Origin of the sequence: Streptomyces ortus (genome assembly GCF_026341275.1) — a bacterium.
Taxonomy (GTDB): Bacteria; Actinomycetota; Actinomycetes; order Streptomycetales; family Streptomycetaceae; genus Streptomyces; species Streptomyces ortus.
On record NZ_JAIFZO010000002.1, the window covers coordinates 8,017,241 to 8,033,077 of the forward strand.

Here is a 15,837-nt window from a genome sequence, read left to right on the forward strand (position 1 = left end):
GGTCGTCGATGCGATAGTCGCACCCAGGCGCGGCCCTGTGGCCGAGCATGTGACACGGCACCGGTGACCGAGCAGGGGCCGAAGGCGTTGTGGGGACAGGGGTACTGAATGCGTGTGGTGTTGGCTGCCTATGATTCGCGCGGCGGTGTCGAACCGCTCGTGGCGCTCGCGGTGCGACTGCGGGAACTGGACGCGGAGGTGCGCGTGTGCGCGCCGCCCGACGAGGAGTTCGCGGAGCGACTGGCCGGGGCCGGCGTGGAGATGGTGCCGACCGGGCAGTCGGTGCGCCGGCTCGTGACCGGCAGGACACCGCCGACGGCCGGGGGTGTGCCCCGGCGCGCGGCCGAACTGGTCGCCGCGTTCCACGACAACGTCATGGCGGCGGGCGCGGGGGCCGAGGTGCTGGTGGCGACCGGCCTCGTACCGGCCGTGGCGGGGGTGAAGTCGGCCGCCGAGAAACTGGGCATCCGCTATGTGTACGCGAGTTACCAGCCGGTCAGCCTGCCGTCACCCCACCACCGGCCGATTCCGCGGCCGGGGAAGCCCCTGTCGGCGGACGTGACCGACAACCGGGCGCTCTGGGACCAGGACGCCCGTGACGCGCAGTCCGTGTTCGGCGAGGCGGTCAACACCCACCGCGTGTCGGTCGGCCTGCCGCCGGTGGACAACGTCCGGGACCACGTCTTCACCGACCGCCCGTGGCTGGCCTCCGACCCGGTGCTGGCGCCGTGGCAGCAGCCGTCGGACCTGGAGGTGGTGCAGACCGGCGCGTGGCTCGTGCCGGACGAACGCCCGCTCCCGGCCGAGCTGTCGGCGTTCCTGGACGCCGGCGCACCCCCGGTGTACGTGGGTTTCGGCAGCGTTCCCATGGGTGATCCGGCGGAGGTCGCGCGGGCTGCCGTCGAAGCGGTTCGTGCGCAGGGCCGTCGCGTGATCGTCTCCCACGGCTGGGCCGGACTCGCCCCGGTCGCCGGTCAGGACGACTGCTTCGTCGTCGGCGAGGCCAACCATCAGGCCCTGTTCGGCCGGACGGCGGCCGTCGTCCACCACGGTGGCGCGGGTACGACCACGACGGCCACCTGGTCGGGCACACCGCAGGTGGTGGTGCCCCAGGGCGGCGACCAGCCGTACTTCGCCGCTCGCGTGGCCGAGTTGGGCATCGGCGCCGCCCACGACGGCCCCGCCCCGACCGCCGAGTCCCTGTCTGCCGCGCTCAGGACGGCCCTGGCTCCCGAGACGCGGGTACGGGCCACCGCCGTGGCCGGTGCGATCCGCACCGACGGAGCGGCGGTGGCCGCCGGACTCCTGCTGGCCGGCGCCGCCTGATCGACGGCGCCTGATCGTTGGCCCCCGATCGGGAGCACCTGACCGGCAGCAGCCGGTTCAACTGGGCTGGGAGACCTGGTAGTAGCTGATCTGCCAGCCCTCCTGCCCGCGCCGCACCAGCACACCGAGGTGGACACTGAGCGTGGGGCGGTCCGTGAACGAGAAGTCGACGTTCAGATAACCGAGTACGAGGTCGTCGGCCGGGCGCCGGGTTTCGAGGATCCGGTACTCGGCCGTCAGCCCGAGGGGCTGGGACGCGTAGTAGGCGGCCACGCCCGGCCTTCCGACGCTGTGGGGACGCAGTCCCTGAAAGACGGCGTCCTCGGTGAACTGCGCGGCCACCCGCTCCGGTTCGTGCTGGTCGACGGCGGCCTTCCACCGGTCGAGCACAGCGCGCAGGACCGCTTCGCCGTCTTCCGTCATGTCGCTCATCGGAGTTCTCCTGTCGCTGGGGCCGACCCCGCTCGGGTCGGTCGGGACGGGTCAGTGGCCGGCGCTCATGCCGCCGTCGACGTGCAGGATCTCGCCGGTGACGAACGGGGCGTTCTCCAGGTAGAGCACCGCGTCGACGATGTCGCTCTCCTCGCCGAGCCGGCCGACCGGCTGCAGGGCGGCGAGGGCCGCATGGGTCTCCTCGGGGTGCATCGGCGTCCTGACGGTGCCCGGGGAGACCGCGTTGGCGCGGATGCCACGGGTGGCGTACTCGATGGCGAGGGACTTCGTGGCGGACTGCAGACCGCCCTTGGTCAACGAGGCGAGCACGGAGGGGACCCTGGAGTCGGCGTTGTCGACCAGGCTGGTGGTGATGTTGACGATGTGGCCGCCGCCGCCCTGGGCGAGCATGTGCTCGACGGCCAGCCGGGTGACGCGGAAGAAGCCGGTCAGGTTCACACCGGTCACGGTGGCGTAGTCGTCGGCGGTGTAGTCGGTGAAGGGCTTGGCGACGAAGAGACCGGCGTTGTTGACGACGGTGTCGATACGTCCGAACTGCTTGATGCCGGCGGCGATGACGCGCTCGGCGGTCGCGGGATCGGCGATGTCACCCCGCACGGTCACGACGCCCGCGTCGCCGGAGAATTCGATGGTGCGCGAGGTGGCGACGACGGCGTACCCGAGCTTGCGGTAGGCGTCGACCAGGGCGGCACCGATGCCCTGCGAAGCACCGGTGATGACGGCGACCTTCTGGTCCTGAGCGCTCATGACGACCTTCTTCGAGGTGAGGTGGTTTCTCGACCGACCGATTAACTAGCCGACCGGTCGACTATTTGGAATGTAGGCGCGGTCGCAGGGGGAGTCAAAGGGCGACGGGGTCTTGGCCGGGACCGGCTTTCTAGCTGTTGGTAGGCGTAGCCTCCCAGCGCACGTCAGCGCACGTCAGCGCACGTCAGCGGTGCGGGTCGCCCCCGGGCAGCCAGGCGTCCGGGGCGTGCGGCACGAGGTCGCCGACGCCGTCGCAGAGCGCGTCCACGAGGGCGAGTACCGCGGGACGGTCCTCGCTCGCGCGCCGGACCAGGGACCAGGTCCAGTGGATCTCCGGCGCGACGACCGGGCGGCGGACCAGGTCGGCCGGCAGGGGAGTGGTCTGCCCCTTGGGCGAGTTGATGACCGGGAGGCCGCTGCGGCGGACATGGTCGAAGAACGCGGGACCGGTGATGCCTCCGTCGGTGATGCGTACCGCACGGGCCCCGGTGTCCCGTGCCAGCAGTTCGGCGTAGGTGTTCCAGGACGACCAGGAGGTGGTGTCGTCGTCGAGAAGGACGGCGGTGTCCTGGGCCGCCACGTCGCTCGCGTCGTCGCCGGCGGCCACGGCGTAGAGCCGGTCGGCGCCGATGAGCCGGGCGCGCAGGCCGCGTCGTTCCAGGTCCTCGGTCCTGACCCAGCAGACGGCGAGGTCCAGGCTGCCGTCGGCGACGCGGGCCGCCTGGGTGTGCGAGGGTGCGATCCACGCGTCGAGGTGGAGCTGGGCCACCGCGGCGGCCCGCGCCGTCAGGTCGCCGGGGAGCCAGTTGACGTACCCGAGCCGTACAGGTTCCGATCCTGCCAGCCGGCCGGCGCGCCGCTGGAGGTCGGCGGCTCGTTCCAGCAGGGCGCGGGTGTGCGGGAGCAGTGCCGAGCCGGCCGGGGTGAGGGACACCGAGCGGCGGTCACGATCGAACAGTCGTACACCCAAATCGCGTTCCAGGGCCTTGATCTGCTGTGACAGGGAGGGCCCCGCGATCAGCAGGCGCTCGGCGGCCCGGCCGAAGTTCAGCTCCTCGGCGACCGCGACGAAGTACCGCAGTTGGCGCAGCTCCATGCGCGTCATGCTACGGGGGTGAGAGGCCACGCCTCCCAGCGGCGGAGCCTACAGTGACGTCGGGACCGATACCTCTGGCACCGACACCTCCGGCACCGATACCTCTGGCACCGACACCTCCGGCACCGACACCTCTGGCACCGATGCCTCTGACCTCGGCACCTCTGACGCCGGTACCTCCGACACGGATGCCTTTGACACAGACGCCTTTGACATGGAGCTCGTCATGACCACACCGCGCGACCTGTTGATCCTCACCATGGACGTGGCGTCCAGTGCTCCCGTCGGGCAGGGCGACCTGTCACTGGCCCTCGCCGGAGCCGAGCTGATCGACCTCGGCGAGGCCCAGGCCCTCACTCTGGACGACGACCGCATCGTGCCCGGCCCGCAGACGGCCCTCGGGGACCGGCTGTTGGACGAGGCCGCGTCGGCGCTCACCCGCGAGGCGCCGTACGAGACCGTCGAGGATTGGCTGTGGCGCCGGGGCCGGGGTCTGTCCTCGGCCTATGTCGACGACTTGGGTGCGGAAGGGGAGACCACTCGCCAGCGCCACCAGTGGATCCCGTTCCGGAGTGACGCGGCGACGTTGACCGACTCCCCGGCCCGTCGCCGGGCGGCCGACCGCTGGGCGTCGGGCGAGCCCGTCCTCGCTTTCCTCGCGGCGGCCGTGGGCATCCACGAGGAGCCGGCGGAGGACGCCGCGACCCTGGTCGACGACAGGGTGGTGACCGTACTGGCCGCGGTGAACGACGCGGTGCGGGAGCTGGAGGCCGTACGGCAGCGGCGGAGCATCGAGAACGCGGCCTTCGACAACATCTGGCGCGGCCAGTGACGCGGAAGTGAGGAGGGAGTGACGACGCCAGGCGGATGGCCGCGCCCCCCCGTGCGCCACGGCCGGGTGTCGTCCGGTGGCAGTCAGGTCCCGACGGTGACCTCACCCGCCGTGCGGGCGCCGAGCAGGGCGAGGCAGTTCGTCCACAGCGAGTCGAGGCGGCGGGTGTTGTTGTACAGCTTGGCGAACAGCACCTGTCCCTCCAACTGCGCGACCACCGAGCGGGCGGCCTCCCGGGTGTCGGTCACGGTGACCTCCCGGCGTTCGAGGGCCTCCGTGACGACCGCCTCGACGAGGGCGGCCTGGGCCTCGAAGATCTCCTGCAGCCGCGTGCGGACGGACTCCGTCTGATTGCTCATCTCGAGCGTGAGGTTCCCGAACAGGCACCCCGACACGCTGCCGCAGCTCCGCTGCCCGGCGAGCTGTCCGGCCCCCGTCTCCTCGAACAGCCTGCGCAGTCGGTCCAGCGGGGCGGCGTCACCGCTCAGGATGCGTTCCCAGGTGCTCCGCTGACCGGTCCAGTGCTCGTCGATCACCGCCAGCGCGAGCGCTTCCTTGGATGCGAAGAAGTAGTAGAAGCTGCCTTTGGGCACACCGGCCGCCTTGCATATCTCGGCCACCCCCAGGGCCGAGTAACCGCGCAGCTCGATGAGCGACCGGGCGGCGCTGAGAATCTTCACCCTGGCATCGCTGGTCCGTCCCATACGGCGAGTGTACGACCGGTCGTCTACCGCCCGTCGGGCCGCGCGGAGGGCCCCGGGCGGGTGTGTGCCTCCTGAGGGCGCAGCGGGCCGTGACCGTGCGCGCAGGTGACCACCGTCTGTACGGGTTCGCCGCAGTCCGCATGGAAGACGTCGAGCGGTGGCCCCTCCGGATCGGCGGTGTACCGGTCGCCCCACCCCTTGAGGGCGAGCATGACGGGCCACAGGTCCCAGCCCTTCTTCGAGAGCCGGTACTCGTGCCGGGTGCGCCGGCCGGACTCCTGGTAGGGAACGGTGTCCAGGATCCCCGCCGCGACCAACTTGCGCAGCCGGTCGGCGAGCACCGCGTCGGAGAGGCCGATGTGCCGCCGGAAGTCGTCGAAGCGCCGGACTCCGTTCATGGCGTCCCGGAGCAGCAGAAGCGACCACTTCTCGCCGATCACGTCCAGCGTTCGCTGGACCGTGCAGTTCTCGGTGCTGACCTCGACCCACTCCATGGGACGACCCTAGGCCAGCTTCGCCATTGACAGCCAGATGCCGGGCTGGCTAACTTCACTAAACATAGTCAGCGGGTGAAATGACTGGTGGAGAAGGGGTCATGGATCGATCGCGCACGTTCACCTGGGAGGATCCGGCCGTTTCGGCGGGCGCCGTGGGAAAGGCCACCGGCCTGGACTTCCTGCGCGACATCGTCGCCGGACGGCTGCCTCCGCCGCCCATCTCCGCCGCCCTGGGCTTCGCCCTGGAGGAGGTCGAACACGGCAGGGCCGTCTTCGTCCTGGAGCCGGGCGAGGAGCACTACAACCCCATCGGAAGCGTCCACGGCGGTGTCTATGCCACGCTGCTCGACTCGGCGGCCGGCTGTGCCGTTCAGTCGGTGCTGCCCCAGGGCATGGCGTACACGTCGCTCGACCTCTCTCTGAAGTTCCTGCGACCTGTCACCGTGGACACGGGCAAGGTGCGGGCCGTTGGCACCGTCCTGAACAGTGGCCGCCGTACCGCCCTCGCCCAGGCCGAACTCTTCGACTCCACCGACCGCCTGCTCGCCCACGCCACCAGCAGTTGCCTGCTCTTTCCCCTGCCGACGGCAGGCTGATCGCGCCGACCGGCGGGCGTGTCCGCTGCTGTGTGCCGGGGTTGTGTGCGGGGGCTGTTCGGCTCAGGTCTGCCGCGGCTGCCGCAGCCCCAGGAGGAGCAGCTCGATCAGCCGCCGAGGGTCGTACCGCGGATCGGTGTCACGTCCGATGCAGAGGTTGCCGATGCCGCGCATCAGCTCGTACGGCTGCGTGCCGGGCCTGATGTCCCCGGCGTCGACCGCGGCCGACAGCAGTTCGGTGCACACGGGACCCAGGCGGTCGAGGAAATAGGTGTGCAGCGCGGTGAAGCGGCTGCTGTCCGACTGGAGTGCGTCGGCGAGTCCGTGCTTGGTGACCAGGAAGTCGACGAAGAGGTCGATCCACTGACGCAGGGCGTCGAACGGCGAATCGGCCTCGGCCAGCAGGCGCGGACCGGCTTCCGCGCACGCCTCGATCTGATGGCGGTAGACGGCCGTCACGAGATCCGCCCGGGTCGGGAAGTGCCGGTAGATCGTCCCCATCCCGACTCCCGCCTTGGCCGCGATCTGGCGGATCGGCGCGTCGACACCCGAGGTGACGAAGACCTCGGCCGCGGCGGCGAGCAGCGTCTGCTGGTTGCGCACCGCATCGGCCCGTTTGGTGCGGGATGCCGCCTTCCCGGTGTGGTTCCCGGTGGGCTTCTCGGTGGACACCAATTTTCCTTCCGGCTTCGGCTTCGGCTCCGGTTGCGGCTCCGGTTGACAAAGCGGAGCGCTGTTCCGAATACTAGAAGCGCTATGTGGAGCGACGTTCCGGTTCAGGTTAGCCGAGACCGGACATGGCTGGCCAGCCGGGCGGTTGGCCAGCCGCGCAGTCGCGCAATCACGCAGCCGACCGAAGGGAACCGGACATCATGAGTGCGTATGCCGACACAGGGGTCGAGGCCGATGCCGAGGTCGACGTCGAGGCCGAGGTCGAGGTCGAGGTCGACACGGACACGGGTGCAGACCGGGGTACGGGCGGGGGTGCGGGCAGCGGCACGCCCATACCCGTCCTCTCGTACAGTCCGGTGGTGCTGTCCGTGCCCGGACGGCCGGTGGATCTGCGGGTACGGGTCTCCGCGCCGGCGACAGGCACCGGCCTGCCGGTGATCCTCCTCTCCCACGGCCACGGCGGCTCGAACCACCTCTCCTCGCTGCATGGATACGCGCCGCTCGCCGACTTCTGGGCGGCGCGCGGGTTCATGGTCCTCCAGCCGACCCATCTCAGCTCCAGGATGCTGAGCGATGTGCTCGCCGGTGCCCCCGGCGGCCCCTTCTTCTGGCGCTCGCGCGCCGAGGACATGTCGCACATCCTCGACCGGCTTGACGTGATCGAGGCTGCCGTGCCGCAGCTCGCGGGGCGCGTCGACCACGGCAAGGTCGCGGTCGCGGGTCACTCGCTGGGCGGGTTCACGGCCGGTCTGCTGCTGGGGGCCCGCGTCACCGACCCCGACAGCGGGGAAGTGGTGGACCTCGCCGAACCCCGTATCAAGGCGGGTGTACTGCTGGCCGCCCCCGGGAGGGGCGGTGACGCGCTGAACGGCCCCATGGCCAAGGGGATTCCGTTCTTCAAGGTCGTCGACTTCTCCACGATGAGCACGCCCGCGCTGGTCGTCGCCGGGGACAAGGACGACTCGCGGCACTTCACGGACATGGGCCCGGACTGGCACGCGGACCCGTACACCCTCGCTCCCGGCCCCAAGACCCTGCTCACCCTGTTCGACGCCGAACACGGGCTCGGTGGGATCGCCGGGTACGACGTGGCGGAGACGACGGACGAGAACCCCGCACGGGTCGCCGCCGTCGGGCGGCTCACCGCGGCGTACCTCCGCACGCGGTTCCACCCCGGTGACGATGCGTGGCGGGAGGCGCAGGACGCGCTGACGGGCGGCGCGGAGCCGTGGGGGCGGGTCGAGTCGAAGTAGCGCTGTGCCGCTGTGGCGCTTTAGCGCTGCGAGCAGTCCTGCCAGTGGTTCTCCGAACCCCTGAGGGGAGCCCTCCGCGGAGTGGCGGCGTGGCGGCGGAACCGGGCGTGGCGGCGGAATCCGGGGCGGCGGTTCGGAGGATGAGGAGTCACTGTTCGCTCCTTGGGAACTCGGCCCGCGCACGATCACCGGCCGACCGCGAGCAGGAGAGTCATGACGGAGAACGACAGCGACCGCGAGACACACCGCCGTTGCAAGGCGTGCGGCAGCAGGCCCGCCGGGGACGAGGCGGTGTGCGAACACTGCAGAGCCGTGCTCGAACTGCCGGATCCGTCCGGTCTGGTCGAGGACGAAGGCGCGGCGATACGGCGGGACTTCGACCGCCGTGACGATCGGCCGGAGAACGTGGGAACGCGAACCGATGACCGGTGATTCGCGGAGCATCCGGGGTACACGGCTCGGCATGGCACCGAAGAAAGATCACTCCGTCCCCCTGAGGGCCGTGCGGCAGCTGCACCGGATGCGCGCCTTCTACGCTGCCGCCGTTTTGCTGTGGGCGGCGTCGGCCGCCTGGGTGGGATGGGAACATCCCGGGAGCCGGCAGATGTGGGTGTCCGCGCTCTTCACGCTGGTGTTCACGGGCCTGCTGTCCGCGACATCCCTGTGGCTGCACCGTCTGCAGGGCACGGGCGCGAACAAGCCGACGCACCACGCCGCCCGCGGGGCGACTGCTCGCCGCCACGTCAGCGCCTGAACGGTGCGTGTCTGAACGTTGCGTGATCAATTTGGCGGCCGAGGTGTGGTGCCGTCCTCCATGCCCCGCCGGCCGTCCTCCGGGCCGGTCGGCGGGGAGCTGGATCCTCACCTCGCGCGGCGGCCTCTTGAGGCGTCGAAAGGCCGTCTGCGTACGGCAGTTGCGCGCCGTCTACACTCTCGCCCATGATCTCCCTGCACGACCCGCGCTGGCCCGCCCTCGACCACCGGGGCTGGTCGAAAGGGCGGGGTGCGCCGGACGCGCCCTTCCTTCCGGACGAGCTGCGGCAACTGGTGGCGGATCCCACGAACGGTGAGCGTTTCTCCGACCTGTGGCCCTACCTGTGTTCCGAGGGAACCGCCTGGCCGGCCGCCTACGCCGCCGTGCCCCACCTCGTCACCCTCGCGCGCGGTCTTCCCGCCGCCCGGTCCGAGCGGGACGACTACCTGTACGTGGTCGGTCTCGTGGCCATCTGCTCCGGTGAACTCGGAGAAGTCCCCGACGACCTGCCCGACGACATCGCGGACGCCTACCGACAGGCCCTTCCTGAGGCCCTGACTCTCCTGGCGGAGACGCTGGCCACGGCGGAGCACGACCAGACCGCCACCCGCTACCTGCTCGCCGCCATGGCCGCCCTCAAGGGGCATCCCGAATACGCCGAGATACTCAACGAGCTCGATGTCCATGCCGAGTGCCAGTCCTGCGGCGAACCGATGCTCGAACTGCCGGAGTAGCCGCGGTTCTCCGTTGTCGCATGCCGATCAATTCGATGAATTGAACGGATGTCTGATGCGATGGTCATGCGGTACTCGGGGTGGACCTTCACGTTCGACGGCCGGTCGTTGACCGTCACCCGACGTGGGATGCCTGGCGCCGCCAGCGGGTCCAGCACCTACCGCTTGCCCGACTCCGCGCCTGCTACCTCTGCACGTCGGAGAGCCACGACATCCAGAGCCTCAATTTCTCTGGTGTACGACACCGACACGCGACGTGCCTCGTCGTCTGTCTGCGCTGCGCAGGGAGGACCCCATGGCGTCGAGCCGTCGGATGCTCGATCCGACCCGGCCCTCCGACCTGCAGACCAACCACGACGGCGCGCTGAACCCCAGCTCACCAGACTTCTAGAACTGGTGGACCTTCGTCGAGCACATCCGCGCCGACTACGAGCCGACGGACGACCCGAGCCGGGAGGAAGCCGCCCAGGATCTACGGGGAGGCCGGGACATGATGACCCAGAGCAACTGGAAGCAGTACAACCGATCAGGTTCCCGGAACCCGGACGCTTACCGGTCCGGACCCGACGAGTTCCGATTCCCTTCACGCAGCGACGCCGGCACGAATCGCCTGATCAGACTCAGGTGCTCCAGGTTGTAGGTCCGTACCCATCCTTGCCGTCATGCGTCTGACTGTCGGCGCGTCGGCGAAAACCCGGATGCGGATGCGGTGGTCGCATGCTTACGCTCGCGGGCGAGGTGTCGAGCACGCGCCACGCCGCCAGTGCCAGTCAGGGGGACCGGAGATGGACCGGGACACGAGTTGTCAGCTGTTCGCGCTCTCTTTCGATGCGGGCAGGCCCGCGGATCTCGCGCGGTTCTGGTCCGGGCTTCTCGGCTGGGAGACGGTCGACGATCCGCAGGACGGCATCCTGCTTCTGCCCAGTGACGACACCGGATTCCGCCTCCGCTTCCTGCCGTCGCAGGAGCCGAAAACGGTCCAGAACCGCATGCACTTCGATCTGACGAGTACGTCTCTGGAGGACCAGCAGCGGACGGTGGACCGGGCGCTGGAACTCGGCGGACGGCACATCGACATCGGCCAGCTCCCGGAAGAGAAGCATGTCGTGCTCGCGGACCCGGAGGGCAACGAGTTCTGCGTCATCGGCCCGGGCAACAACTTTCTCGCCGACTGCGGATTCGTCGGAGCGCTGGCCTGCGACGGTTCCCAGGAAGTCGGGTACTTCTGGAGCAAGGCGCTCGGCTGGCCCCTGGTCTGGGACCAGGATCAGGAGACCGCGATCCGCTCTCCGCACGGCGGACCTAAGATCACATGGGGCGGGCCGCCGGTGGCGCCGAGGACGGGCAGGGACCGGCTGCGCTTCGACCTCGCTCCCACCGCCGACGGTGACCTGCAAGCGGAGGTCGATCGACTGCTCTCGCTCGGCGCGAAGCGCATCGACGGCGGCCAGGACGACCTCGGCGGCGTGGCGATGACCGACCCCGACGGCAACGAGTTCACAGTCCTGACCCCCCGGTAGGCCTGGTAGGCCCGGTGGTCCCGATAGCCCCGGCAACTGGCGGCACCAGTTCAAGAACGGTGGAGACCGCGGTGCGGTGCCAGTCCCCGGCGTTCCGGAGCATCGCGTGGTCGCCGCCCGCCATCTCCACGAACGTCGCCCGGGCGCCCGCGGCACGGGCACGGTGCACGAACGCCTTGGACAGGCGGGGATCCGTGACACGGTCGCGGTCTCCGTGCAGCACGACGACCTCCCTGTCCCGCAGCTGGGCCACCGGCTCACCCTCGGGACACCAGGGAGCCAACGCCAGAACGCCGCGGACCTGGGGCGCGCCCGCGGCACGCAGCGCCGCCCGGCCGCCCATCGAGTGGCCGACGAGAACGACGGGGACCTCCGGCGCGAGGCGCTGAAGTTCTTCGAGCGCCCGCCGCGCGTCCCGCAGGGAGTCGGCGTCCCCGCCGTTCCAGCCCCGTACGCGGTACCGCACCTCCGCCAGCAGGACGTCGTCGTCCGGTATCGCACGGGCGACGGCGCGTACGAACGGTTTCATGCGCACGGCCGCCAGGTGCCAGGGACGGGACGGGGCACGGCTGTCCGACCTGCCGCCGTGCAGGAACAGAACGGCGGCACGGGGCGCTCGGGGTAGATGCCGCACCGCCAGCGAAGAGGCGTGCGCATCCCCCGCCTCTTCGGCGGACGCCTGGCCGTGCTCCTCGGACGCCGGGCCGCGCGCTGTCATTACCGCTCCTGCCTGTCGAGCCGCCGCAACTCACCGGACTTGTCCCACTCCATATTCCGTATTCGTTGCCGACCGCTCGGTGGCTTGGTCGGGGTCCGGTCGGCACTTGGTCGGCGCTGGGTCACCCAGTCGGGACGGCACCGTACGCCCCTTCGTCCGCCTGCCCGCGCCGTCCGGTTCCACCTGCGATTTCCTGGGTGCCAGGGACCAATCCACTGCGGCTCCGGCATCGGATTACGTCCTGTGATGTCCCGACGGATGTCCCAAGGATGTCCAGATGGATGTCCCGACCACGGAGGACCCCGGTGAACGAAGTCGCCCGGACCGGCACACGCGGCAGACCTGTCAGACACCACTCGGCTGAACCTGATCTGCGGGAGCCGCCTCCACCGGGCACGCACGGGACCCGGCGGCGGGACGACCTCAGCCGACCGCGTGACTGCCTGGGGGTGACCGCGTGACAACCGAGGATCCGCACACACTGACCGGCGCCTACGCTCTGCACGCCCTGTCCGACGAGGAACGCGAGGCATTCGAACGGCATCTCGGGGAGTGCGAGGCATGTGCGCGGGAGACGGCCGAGCTGTCCGCCACCGCCGCCCGTCTGGGACTCGCCGCCTCCCTGCCAGCACGCCCCGCCCTGCGGGAACACGTGCTGCGACAGATCCGGACCGTCCGGCAGGAGGGACCCGCGAGCCCGGCCCTGCCCCGCCGAATCCGAACGCGCCGGACCCGTACGCGCCGGACCCGTACGGGCTGGACCGGGACTCTCCGCATCCGTACGGCACCGCGTGGCCGGCCGGTGTCGCGCTGGGCACTCGCCGCCTGCCTCGCGACCGCCACCGCCCTGGGCGTGACCGCGGTGTGGCAGCACGAACGGGCCCAGAACGCCTCCGAACAGGCGCGGCGGGCCGAACGGGGAGCGAACGACATCGCCGCCGTGCTCACAGCCCCGGACGCCAGGAGCCGGACCACGAAACTGGCCGGCGGCGCCACGGGCACCGTCGTCGTTTCCGACAGCCGAGACAGGGCCGTCTTCCTGACCTCCGGGATGGCCGAACCGCCCCGGGGCAAGATCTACCAGCTCTGGTTCGACGACGACGGCACCATGCGGTCCGCCGGTCTGATGGACCCCGCACGCACCAGCCAGGCCGTCCTGATGCGGGGCACTGTGGGCACCGCGTCGGGCATGGGGGTCACGGTCGAGCCGAAGGGCGGCTCCGAGGAACCGACCTCCACTCCGCTCGCCCTGCTGAACCTCCCCGCATGAGGAAGAAGCCCCGCGGTCGCGTCGGGCGATCGGGCGTCCCGACCGGGACCGGGCCTCACCGCGATCGTCACCCCGGTGTCACACCTGGCCGGTGACGGTCACGGTGACCCGCGCGGGTGCGGGCTCCGCGGGGAACTTCTCGGCCAGGTGCGCCTCGACTCCCCGTCGTGCGGCGCGGGCCACGTCCAGGGCTCGCGCCTGCCTGAGCGCGACGAGGTGGATCTCGACATGCCGTCGTCCGGTGTCGTCCGGCCGCCCCAGACGTACGCCCGCCGTCGGTATCCCGGGGGTCGGCACCACCGTCGTCGGCAGCCCCGCGGTCAGCACTCCCACCGGCGGAGCCGCGTCCTTGCCCCGCTGCGATCGCGTCCGGTTCGAGCGCAACCGGCCGGCGAGCCCCGGTCTGAGAAAGGCCACCCCCGGCACGCTCTCCACAGCTCGGGCGATCTCCTCGGTCAGTGCGGTGTGGGCGATGTCGCGGGTCATCAGGTACGACCTCCCTGGCTGTCGTCCGCTGAGTGGATCAGGTCGGTGACATGGACGTCTATCGCCGCCACGGCCACGCCCAACTCACGGTCCGCCGCCTCGCGGACCCGCCCACGGACCTCTTCGGCGAGTTCCGGCAGCGGGACCCCGGCCGGGGCGTGAATGGCCAGACGGACCACGAACGGTCCCTCGAAGGCGTCGGAGGTGGTGGAGGACTCGGAGGACTCGGGGGTGGGGTGGGGGAGGAACCGGCACGAGCCCGCCCGTACGCCGGAGACGGTCTCGGCCGCCGCACGCAGGGCGCGGGCAGCGACCGCTTCCATGATCCACAGATCCTCGTCGGGCTCGCCGAGGGGCACGGGGCGGCCGGGACGCAGTTCGAGACGTACGACCTCCATGACACGCCGCGTCAGAGACGTCGCCTCGGATGCGTAACTGTCCGCCGTCTCGTCACGCAGGTCACGTACCGCGACCTCCAGATCGTCGAGACCTAGGACCGCGTTCCGACAGTGCGGGCAGCTCTGCCGATGCGGGTCGTCGGACTGCTGTTCCCAGTCGTCCCAGACCCGGGACAGCAGCCTGCCGCACGGCAGCCGCTCGTCGTCGATGCCGTCGTCGCTCGCGTTGGGCGGGTCGGTGTGAGTGGTCATCGCCAGGCCCCCATTGCTTGTGTCAGGCAGCGTCGTGCGCGGAAGACCCGGGCGCGCACAGCCTCTTGGCTGATGCCGACCGTGTCCGCGATGAATTCGTAGGACTGACCGTCCAATTCTCGCAGCACCCAGCAGGCGCGCTGTTCGACAGACAGCTGGTCGAGAGCCTCGCCCAGCGCACGCACCGCGTCGCGTGCCTCGGCGATCCGGGCCGGGGAGGCCGCGTGCTCGGGCGCCGTCAGCTCTCCCGCGGCCTCCAGCGGGACCACCGGCTTGCGGGCGCGCAGTACGTTCAGACAGCGGTTGGTGACGATCCGGTACATCCAGGTGCTGAACGACGACCGGTGGTGGAATTCCGGGAGCCGCCGCCAGGCGCTGATGAACGCGTCCTGCACGGCGTCCTCCGCCTCCGCCCGTCCGCCGAGCAGGCGTGTGGCCAGCCGTATCAGGGCCGGGGCATGCGCCTGTACGAGCACGGCGAAGGCATCCTCGTCCCCCTCCGCGGCCCGTACTGTCAGCAGGGCGTCGTCGGTCTCGCCCCGGGCCTCCGGTGGCGCGTTCTGCTTGCTGGCCCCCGCCACTGAGCGGCTCCTCTCGTCCGGTTCCGCAGGTTGGACACGTCGATGCCGCCCGCTGTTACGCGAGTGCCGCCTCGTGTTTACGCGCGATCGCGCGAGGCGGCCCGGGACAGATGTGTCCCCACGAATGATCCGTGAATGATCCGTTGCGAACACCTCGACGGATGGCCCGTGAACGGTCGGACATTCGTGCGCGACTCGTACGCGGCCCGCATGCGACCTATACGCGACGCGTACGGGACTCAAAGGGGACTCCGCGGCGAGACAGAGGCGGGCGGCCGGAGCTGAGCGGAGATTTTTCGGGTATCCGCGTCACAGGCGTGGCCGCGGCGGGTCCATCTCAGTGAGAGCAGCCGACCGGCTACAGAAAGAAGGACGTGCCATGACCACGCAGACCGTACCGACCGCGTCGACCACATCGACCGACAAGGGCGTATCGGCACCGCAGGGCCTCAAGACGGGACAGACGACGACAGCACAGACGACGACAGCGCTGTCCGGCGGTGTCACCGGCGCCGACCAGCCGGCGGCGGACCGGGGACGGACCTCGATCGCCGATGTCGTCGTGGTGAAGGTCGCGGGGATCGCGGCCCGCGAGATTCCGGGTGTGTACGACATGGGCGGCGGCCTCTCCCGCACCATCGGCGCGGTTCGCGACCGGGTACCGGGCGGCCGGCCGAACGTGGGACGTGGAGTGAAGGTCGAGGTCGGCGAGCGGCAGACGGCCATCGATCTCGACCTGGTCGTGGAGTACGGCGTTCCCATCACGGACGTGGCGCGCGAGGTCCGGGAGAACGTGATCTCCGCGGTGGAGCGCGTCACCGGCCTCGACGTGGTCGAGGTCAACGTCACGGTCAACGACGTGCATCTGCCCGAGGAGGACGGCGAGGCGCCGACGACGGACTCCCGCGTGGAGTGAGCGGGCCGTCGCACACCAGAGGATGCCCGGCC

20 protein-coding genes are annotated in these 15,837 nt (G+C 70.5%); 10 read left to right on the forward strand and 10 right to left on the reverse strand.

Going from position 1 to position 15,837, the window contains the following annotated elements; translation table 11 throughout:
* Positions 1-108: 108 nt before the first annotated feature.
* Complete coding sequence (locus K3769_RS38135; RefSeq protein ID WP_267030784.1) at positions 109-1,326, forward strand: glycosyltransferase; 1,218 nt, start codon at positions 109-111, stop codon at positions 1,324-1,326.
* Positions 1,327-1,383: 57 nt separating this feature from the next.
* On the opposite strand, the gene K3769_RS38140 is transcribed toward K3769_RS38135, so the two are convergent.
* The 3 genes from K3769_RS38140 to K3769_RS38150 form a co-directional block, all read right to left on the reverse strand.
* On the reverse strand, positions 1,384-1,758 hold the full coding sequence (locus K3769_RS38140) for a YybH family protein (protein ID WP_267030785.1): 375 nt from the start codon (positions 1,756-1,758) through the stop codon (positions 1,384-1,386).
* A gap of 51 nt (positions 1,759-1,809) precedes the next feature.
* Positions 1,810-2,526 carry an SDR family NAD(P)-dependent oxidoreductase gene (locus K3769_RS38145; RefSeq protein WP_267030786.1) on the reverse strand — a complete coding sequence of 239 codons (717 nt, stop codon included), beginning with the start codon at positions 2,524-2,526 and terminating at the stop codon, positions 1,810-1,812.
* 184 nt (positions 2,527-2,710) lie between these two features.
* Positions 2,711-3,631: a LysR family transcriptional regulator gene (locus K3769_RS38150; RefSeq protein WP_282566326.1), complete on the reverse strand. Its 921-nt coding sequence runs from the start codon at positions 3,629-3,631 to the stop codon at positions 2,711-2,713.
* Positions 3,632-3,848: 217 nt separating this feature from the next.
* On the opposite strand from K3769_RS38150, the gene K3769_RS38155 reads away from it, so the two are divergent.
* The gene (locus K3769_RS38155; protein WP_267030787.1) at positions 3,849-4,454 is read left to right on the forward strand and encodes a GOLPH3/VPS74 family protein; all 606 of its coding nucleotides are present in this window, start codon (positions 3,849-3,851) and stop codon (positions 4,452-4,454) included.
* 83 nt (positions 4,455-4,537) lie between these two features.
* Here the strand turns inward: K3769_RS38155 and K3769_RS38160 are convergent, their stop codons facing one another.
* Together K3769_RS38160 and K3769_RS38165 are read right to left on the reverse strand one after the other, a co-directional pair.
* Entirely contained in the window at positions 4,538-5,158 is a 621-nt protein-coding gene (locus tag K3769_RS38160) for a TetR/AcrR family transcriptional regulator (RefSeq protein WP_267030788.1), read from the reverse strand.
* A 23-nt stretch (positions 5,159-5,181) separates the two neighbouring features.
* The gene (locus tag K3769_RS38165; protein WP_267030789.1) at positions 5,182-5,652 is read right to left on the reverse strand and encodes a winged helix-turn-helix transcriptional regulator; all 471 of its coding nucleotides are present in this window, start codon (positions 5,650-5,652) and stop codon (positions 5,182-5,184) included.
* A gap of 101 nt (positions 5,653-5,753) precedes the next feature.
* Between K3769_RS38165 and K3769_RS38170 the strand changes: the two genes are divergently transcribed.
* The gene (locus K3769_RS38170; RefSeq protein WP_267030790.1) at positions 5,754-6,251 is read left to right on the forward strand and encodes a PaaI family thioesterase; all 498 of its coding nucleotides are present in this window, start codon (positions 5,754-5,756) and stop codon (positions 6,249-6,251) included.
* A 63-nt stretch (positions 6,252-6,314) separates the two neighbouring features.
* On the opposite strand, the gene K3769_RS38175 is transcribed toward K3769_RS38170, so the two are convergent.
* Positions 6,315-6,923 carry a TetR/AcrR family transcriptional regulator gene (locus K3769_RS38175; protein ID WP_372515117.1) on the reverse strand — a complete coding sequence of 203 codons (609 nt, stop codon included), beginning with the start codon at positions 6,921-6,923 and terminating at the stop codon, positions 6,315-6,317.
* Between the two features lie 200 nt (positions 6,924-7,123).
* Here K3769_RS38175 and K3769_RS38180 point away from each other — a divergent pair, with 200 nt between their 5' ends.
* The 5 genes from K3769_RS38180 (at position 7,124) to K3769_RS38200 (ending at position 11,184) form a co-directional block, all read left to right on the forward strand.
* The gene (locus tag K3769_RS38180) at positions 7,124-8,176 is read left to right on the forward strand and encodes an alpha/beta hydrolase family protein (protein ID WP_267030792.1); all 1,053 of its coding nucleotides are present in this window, start codon (positions 7,124-7,126) and stop codon (positions 8,174-8,176) included.
* Between the two features lie 213 nt (positions 8,177-8,389).
* Positions 8,390-8,608, forward strand: a complete 219-nt coding sequence (locus K3769_RS38185; RefSeq protein ID WP_267030793.1) for a hypothetical protein — start codon at positions 8,390-8,392, stop codon at positions 8,606-8,608.
* 31 nt (positions 8,609-8,639) lie between these two features.
* Positions 8,640-8,930 (forward strand): hypothetical protein, encoded by a 291-nt coding sequence (locus tag K3769_RS38190; protein ID WP_267030794.1) that lies wholly within the window; start codon positions 8,640-8,642, stop codon positions 8,928-8,930.
* A gap of 185 nt (positions 8,931-9,115) precedes the next feature.
* Positions 9,116-9,664 carry a hypothetical protein gene (locus K3769_RS38195; RefSeq protein ID WP_267030795.1) on the forward strand — a complete coding sequence of 183 codons (549 nt, stop codon included), beginning with the start codon at positions 9,116-9,118 and terminating at the stop codon, positions 9,662-9,664.
* A 785-nt stretch (positions 9,665-10,449) separates the two neighbouring features.
* On the forward strand, positions 10,450-11,184 hold the full coding sequence (locus K3769_RS38200; RefSeq protein ID WP_267030796.1) for a VOC family protein: 735 nt from the start codon (positions 10,450-10,452) through the stop codon (positions 11,182-11,184).
* Here the strand turns inward: K3769_RS38200 and K3769_RS38205 are convergent.
* The gene (locus K3769_RS38205) at positions 11,162-11,902 is read right to left on the reverse strand and encodes an alpha/beta hydrolase (RefSeq protein WP_267030797.1); all 741 of its coding nucleotides are present in this window, start codon (positions 11,900-11,902) and stop codon (positions 11,162-11,164) included. The genes K3769_RS38200 and K3769_RS38205 overlap by 23 nt on opposite strands.
* Before the next feature lie 457 nt (positions 11,903-12,359).
* Between K3769_RS38205 and K3769_RS38210 the strand changes: the two genes are divergently transcribed.
* Positions 12,360-13,172: an anti-sigma factor gene (locus K3769_RS38210; RefSeq protein ID WP_267030798.1), complete on the forward strand. Its 813-nt coding sequence runs from the start codon at positions 12,360-12,362 to the stop codon at positions 13,170-13,172.
* A 78-nt stretch (positions 13,173-13,250) separates the two neighbouring features.
* On the opposite strand, the gene K3769_RS38215 is transcribed toward K3769_RS38210, so the two are convergent.
* Genes K3769_RS38215 through K3769_RS38225 form a run of 3 tightly spaced genes read right to left on the reverse strand, consistent with a single transcriptional unit; the run spans position 13,251 to position 14,889 of the window.
* Entirely contained in the window at positions 13,251-13,658 is a 408-nt protein-coding gene (locus K3769_RS38215) for a hypothetical protein (protein ID WP_267030799.1), read from the reverse strand.
* The gene (locus tag K3769_RS38220; protein ID WP_267030800.1) at positions 13,658-14,308 is read right to left on the reverse strand and encodes an Asp23/Gls24 family envelope stress response protein; all 651 of its coding nucleotides are present in this window, start codon (positions 14,306-14,308) and stop codon (positions 13,658-13,660) included. Before K3769_RS38220 ends, K3769_RS38215 begins: the two co-directional genes overlap by 1 nt.
* Entirely contained in the window at positions 14,305-14,889 is a 585-nt protein-coding gene (locus tag K3769_RS38225) for an RNA polymerase sigma factor (protein ID WP_267030801.1), read from the reverse strand. Before K3769_RS38225 ends, K3769_RS38220 begins: the two co-directional genes overlap by 4 nt.
* A 379-nt stretch (positions 14,890-15,268) precedes the next feature.
* Here K3769_RS38225 and K3769_RS38230 point away from each other — a divergent pair, with 379 nt between their 5' ends.
* On the forward strand, positions 15,269-15,805 hold the full coding sequence (locus K3769_RS38230) for an Asp23/Gls24 family envelope stress response protein (RefSeq protein WP_267030802.1): 537 nt from the start codon (positions 15,269-15,271) through the stop codon (positions 15,803-15,805).
* Positions 15,806-15,837 lie beyond the last annotated feature (32 nt).

Coding starts and splice junctions, on each gene's coding strand:
- K3769_RS38135 (WP_267030784.1), top strand. CDS start 109: ATGCGTGTGGTGTTGGCTGCCTATGATTCGCGCGGCGGTGTCGAACCG.
- K3769_RS38140 (WP_267030785.1), bottom strand. CDS start 1,758: ATGAGCGACATGACGGAAGACGGCGAAGCGGTCCTGCGCGCTGTGCTC.
- K3769_RS38145 (WP_267030786.1), bottom strand. CDS start 2,526: ATGAGCGCTCAGGACCAGAAGGTCGCCGTCATCACCGGTGCTTCGCAG.
- K3769_RS38150 (WP_282566326.1), bottom strand. CDS start 3,631: ATGACGCGCATGGAGCTGCGCCAACTGCGGTACTTCGTCGCGGTCGCC.
- K3769_RS38155 (WP_267030787.1), top strand. CDS start 3,849: ATGACCACACCGCGCGACCTGTTGATCCTCACCATGGACGTGGCGTCC.
- K3769_RS38160 (WP_267030788.1), bottom strand. CDS start 5,158: ATGGGACGGACCAGCGATGCCAGGGTGAAGATTCTCAGCGCCGCCCGG.
- K3769_RS38165 (WP_267030789.1), bottom strand. CDS start 5,652: ATGGAGTGGGTCGAGGTCAGCACCGAGAACTGCACGGTCCAGCGAACG.
- K3769_RS38170 (WP_267030790.1), top strand. CDS start 5,754: ATGGATCGATCGCGCACGTTCACCTGGGAGGATCCGGCCGTTTCGGCG.
- K3769_RS38180 (WP_267030792.1), top strand. CDS start 7,124: ATGAGTGCGTATGCCGACACAGGGGTCGAGGCCGATGCCGAGGTCGAC.
- K3769_RS38185 (WP_267030793.1), top strand. CDS start 8,390: ATGACGGAGAACGACAGCGACCGCGAGACACACCGCCGTTGCAAGGCG.
- K3769_RS38190 (WP_267030794.1), top strand. CDS start 8,640: ATGGCACCGAAGAAAGATCACTCCGTCCCCCTGAGGGCCGTGCGGCAG.
- K3769_RS38195 (WP_267030795.1), top strand. CDS start 9,116: ATGATCTCCCTGCACGACCCGCGCTGGCCCGCCCTCGACCACCGGGGC.
- K3769_RS38200 (WP_267030796.1), top strand. CDS start 10,450: ATGGACCGGGACACGAGTTGTCAGCTGTTCGCGCTCTCTTTCGATGCG.
- K3769_RS38205 (WP_267030797.1), bottom strand. CDS start 11,902: ATGACAGCGCGCGGCCCGGCGTCCGAGGAGCACGGCCAGGCGTCCGCC.
- K3769_RS38215 (WP_267030799.1), bottom strand. CDS start 13,658: ATGACCCGCGACATCGCCCACACCGCACTGACCGAGGAGATCGCCCGA.
- K3769_RS38220 (WP_267030800.1), bottom strand. CDS start 14,308: ATGACCACTCACACCGACCCGCCCAACGCGAGCGACGACGGCATCGAC.
- K3769_RS38230 (WP_267030802.1), top strand. CDS start 15,269: ATGACCACGCAGACCGTACCGACCGCGTCGACCACATCGACCGACAAG.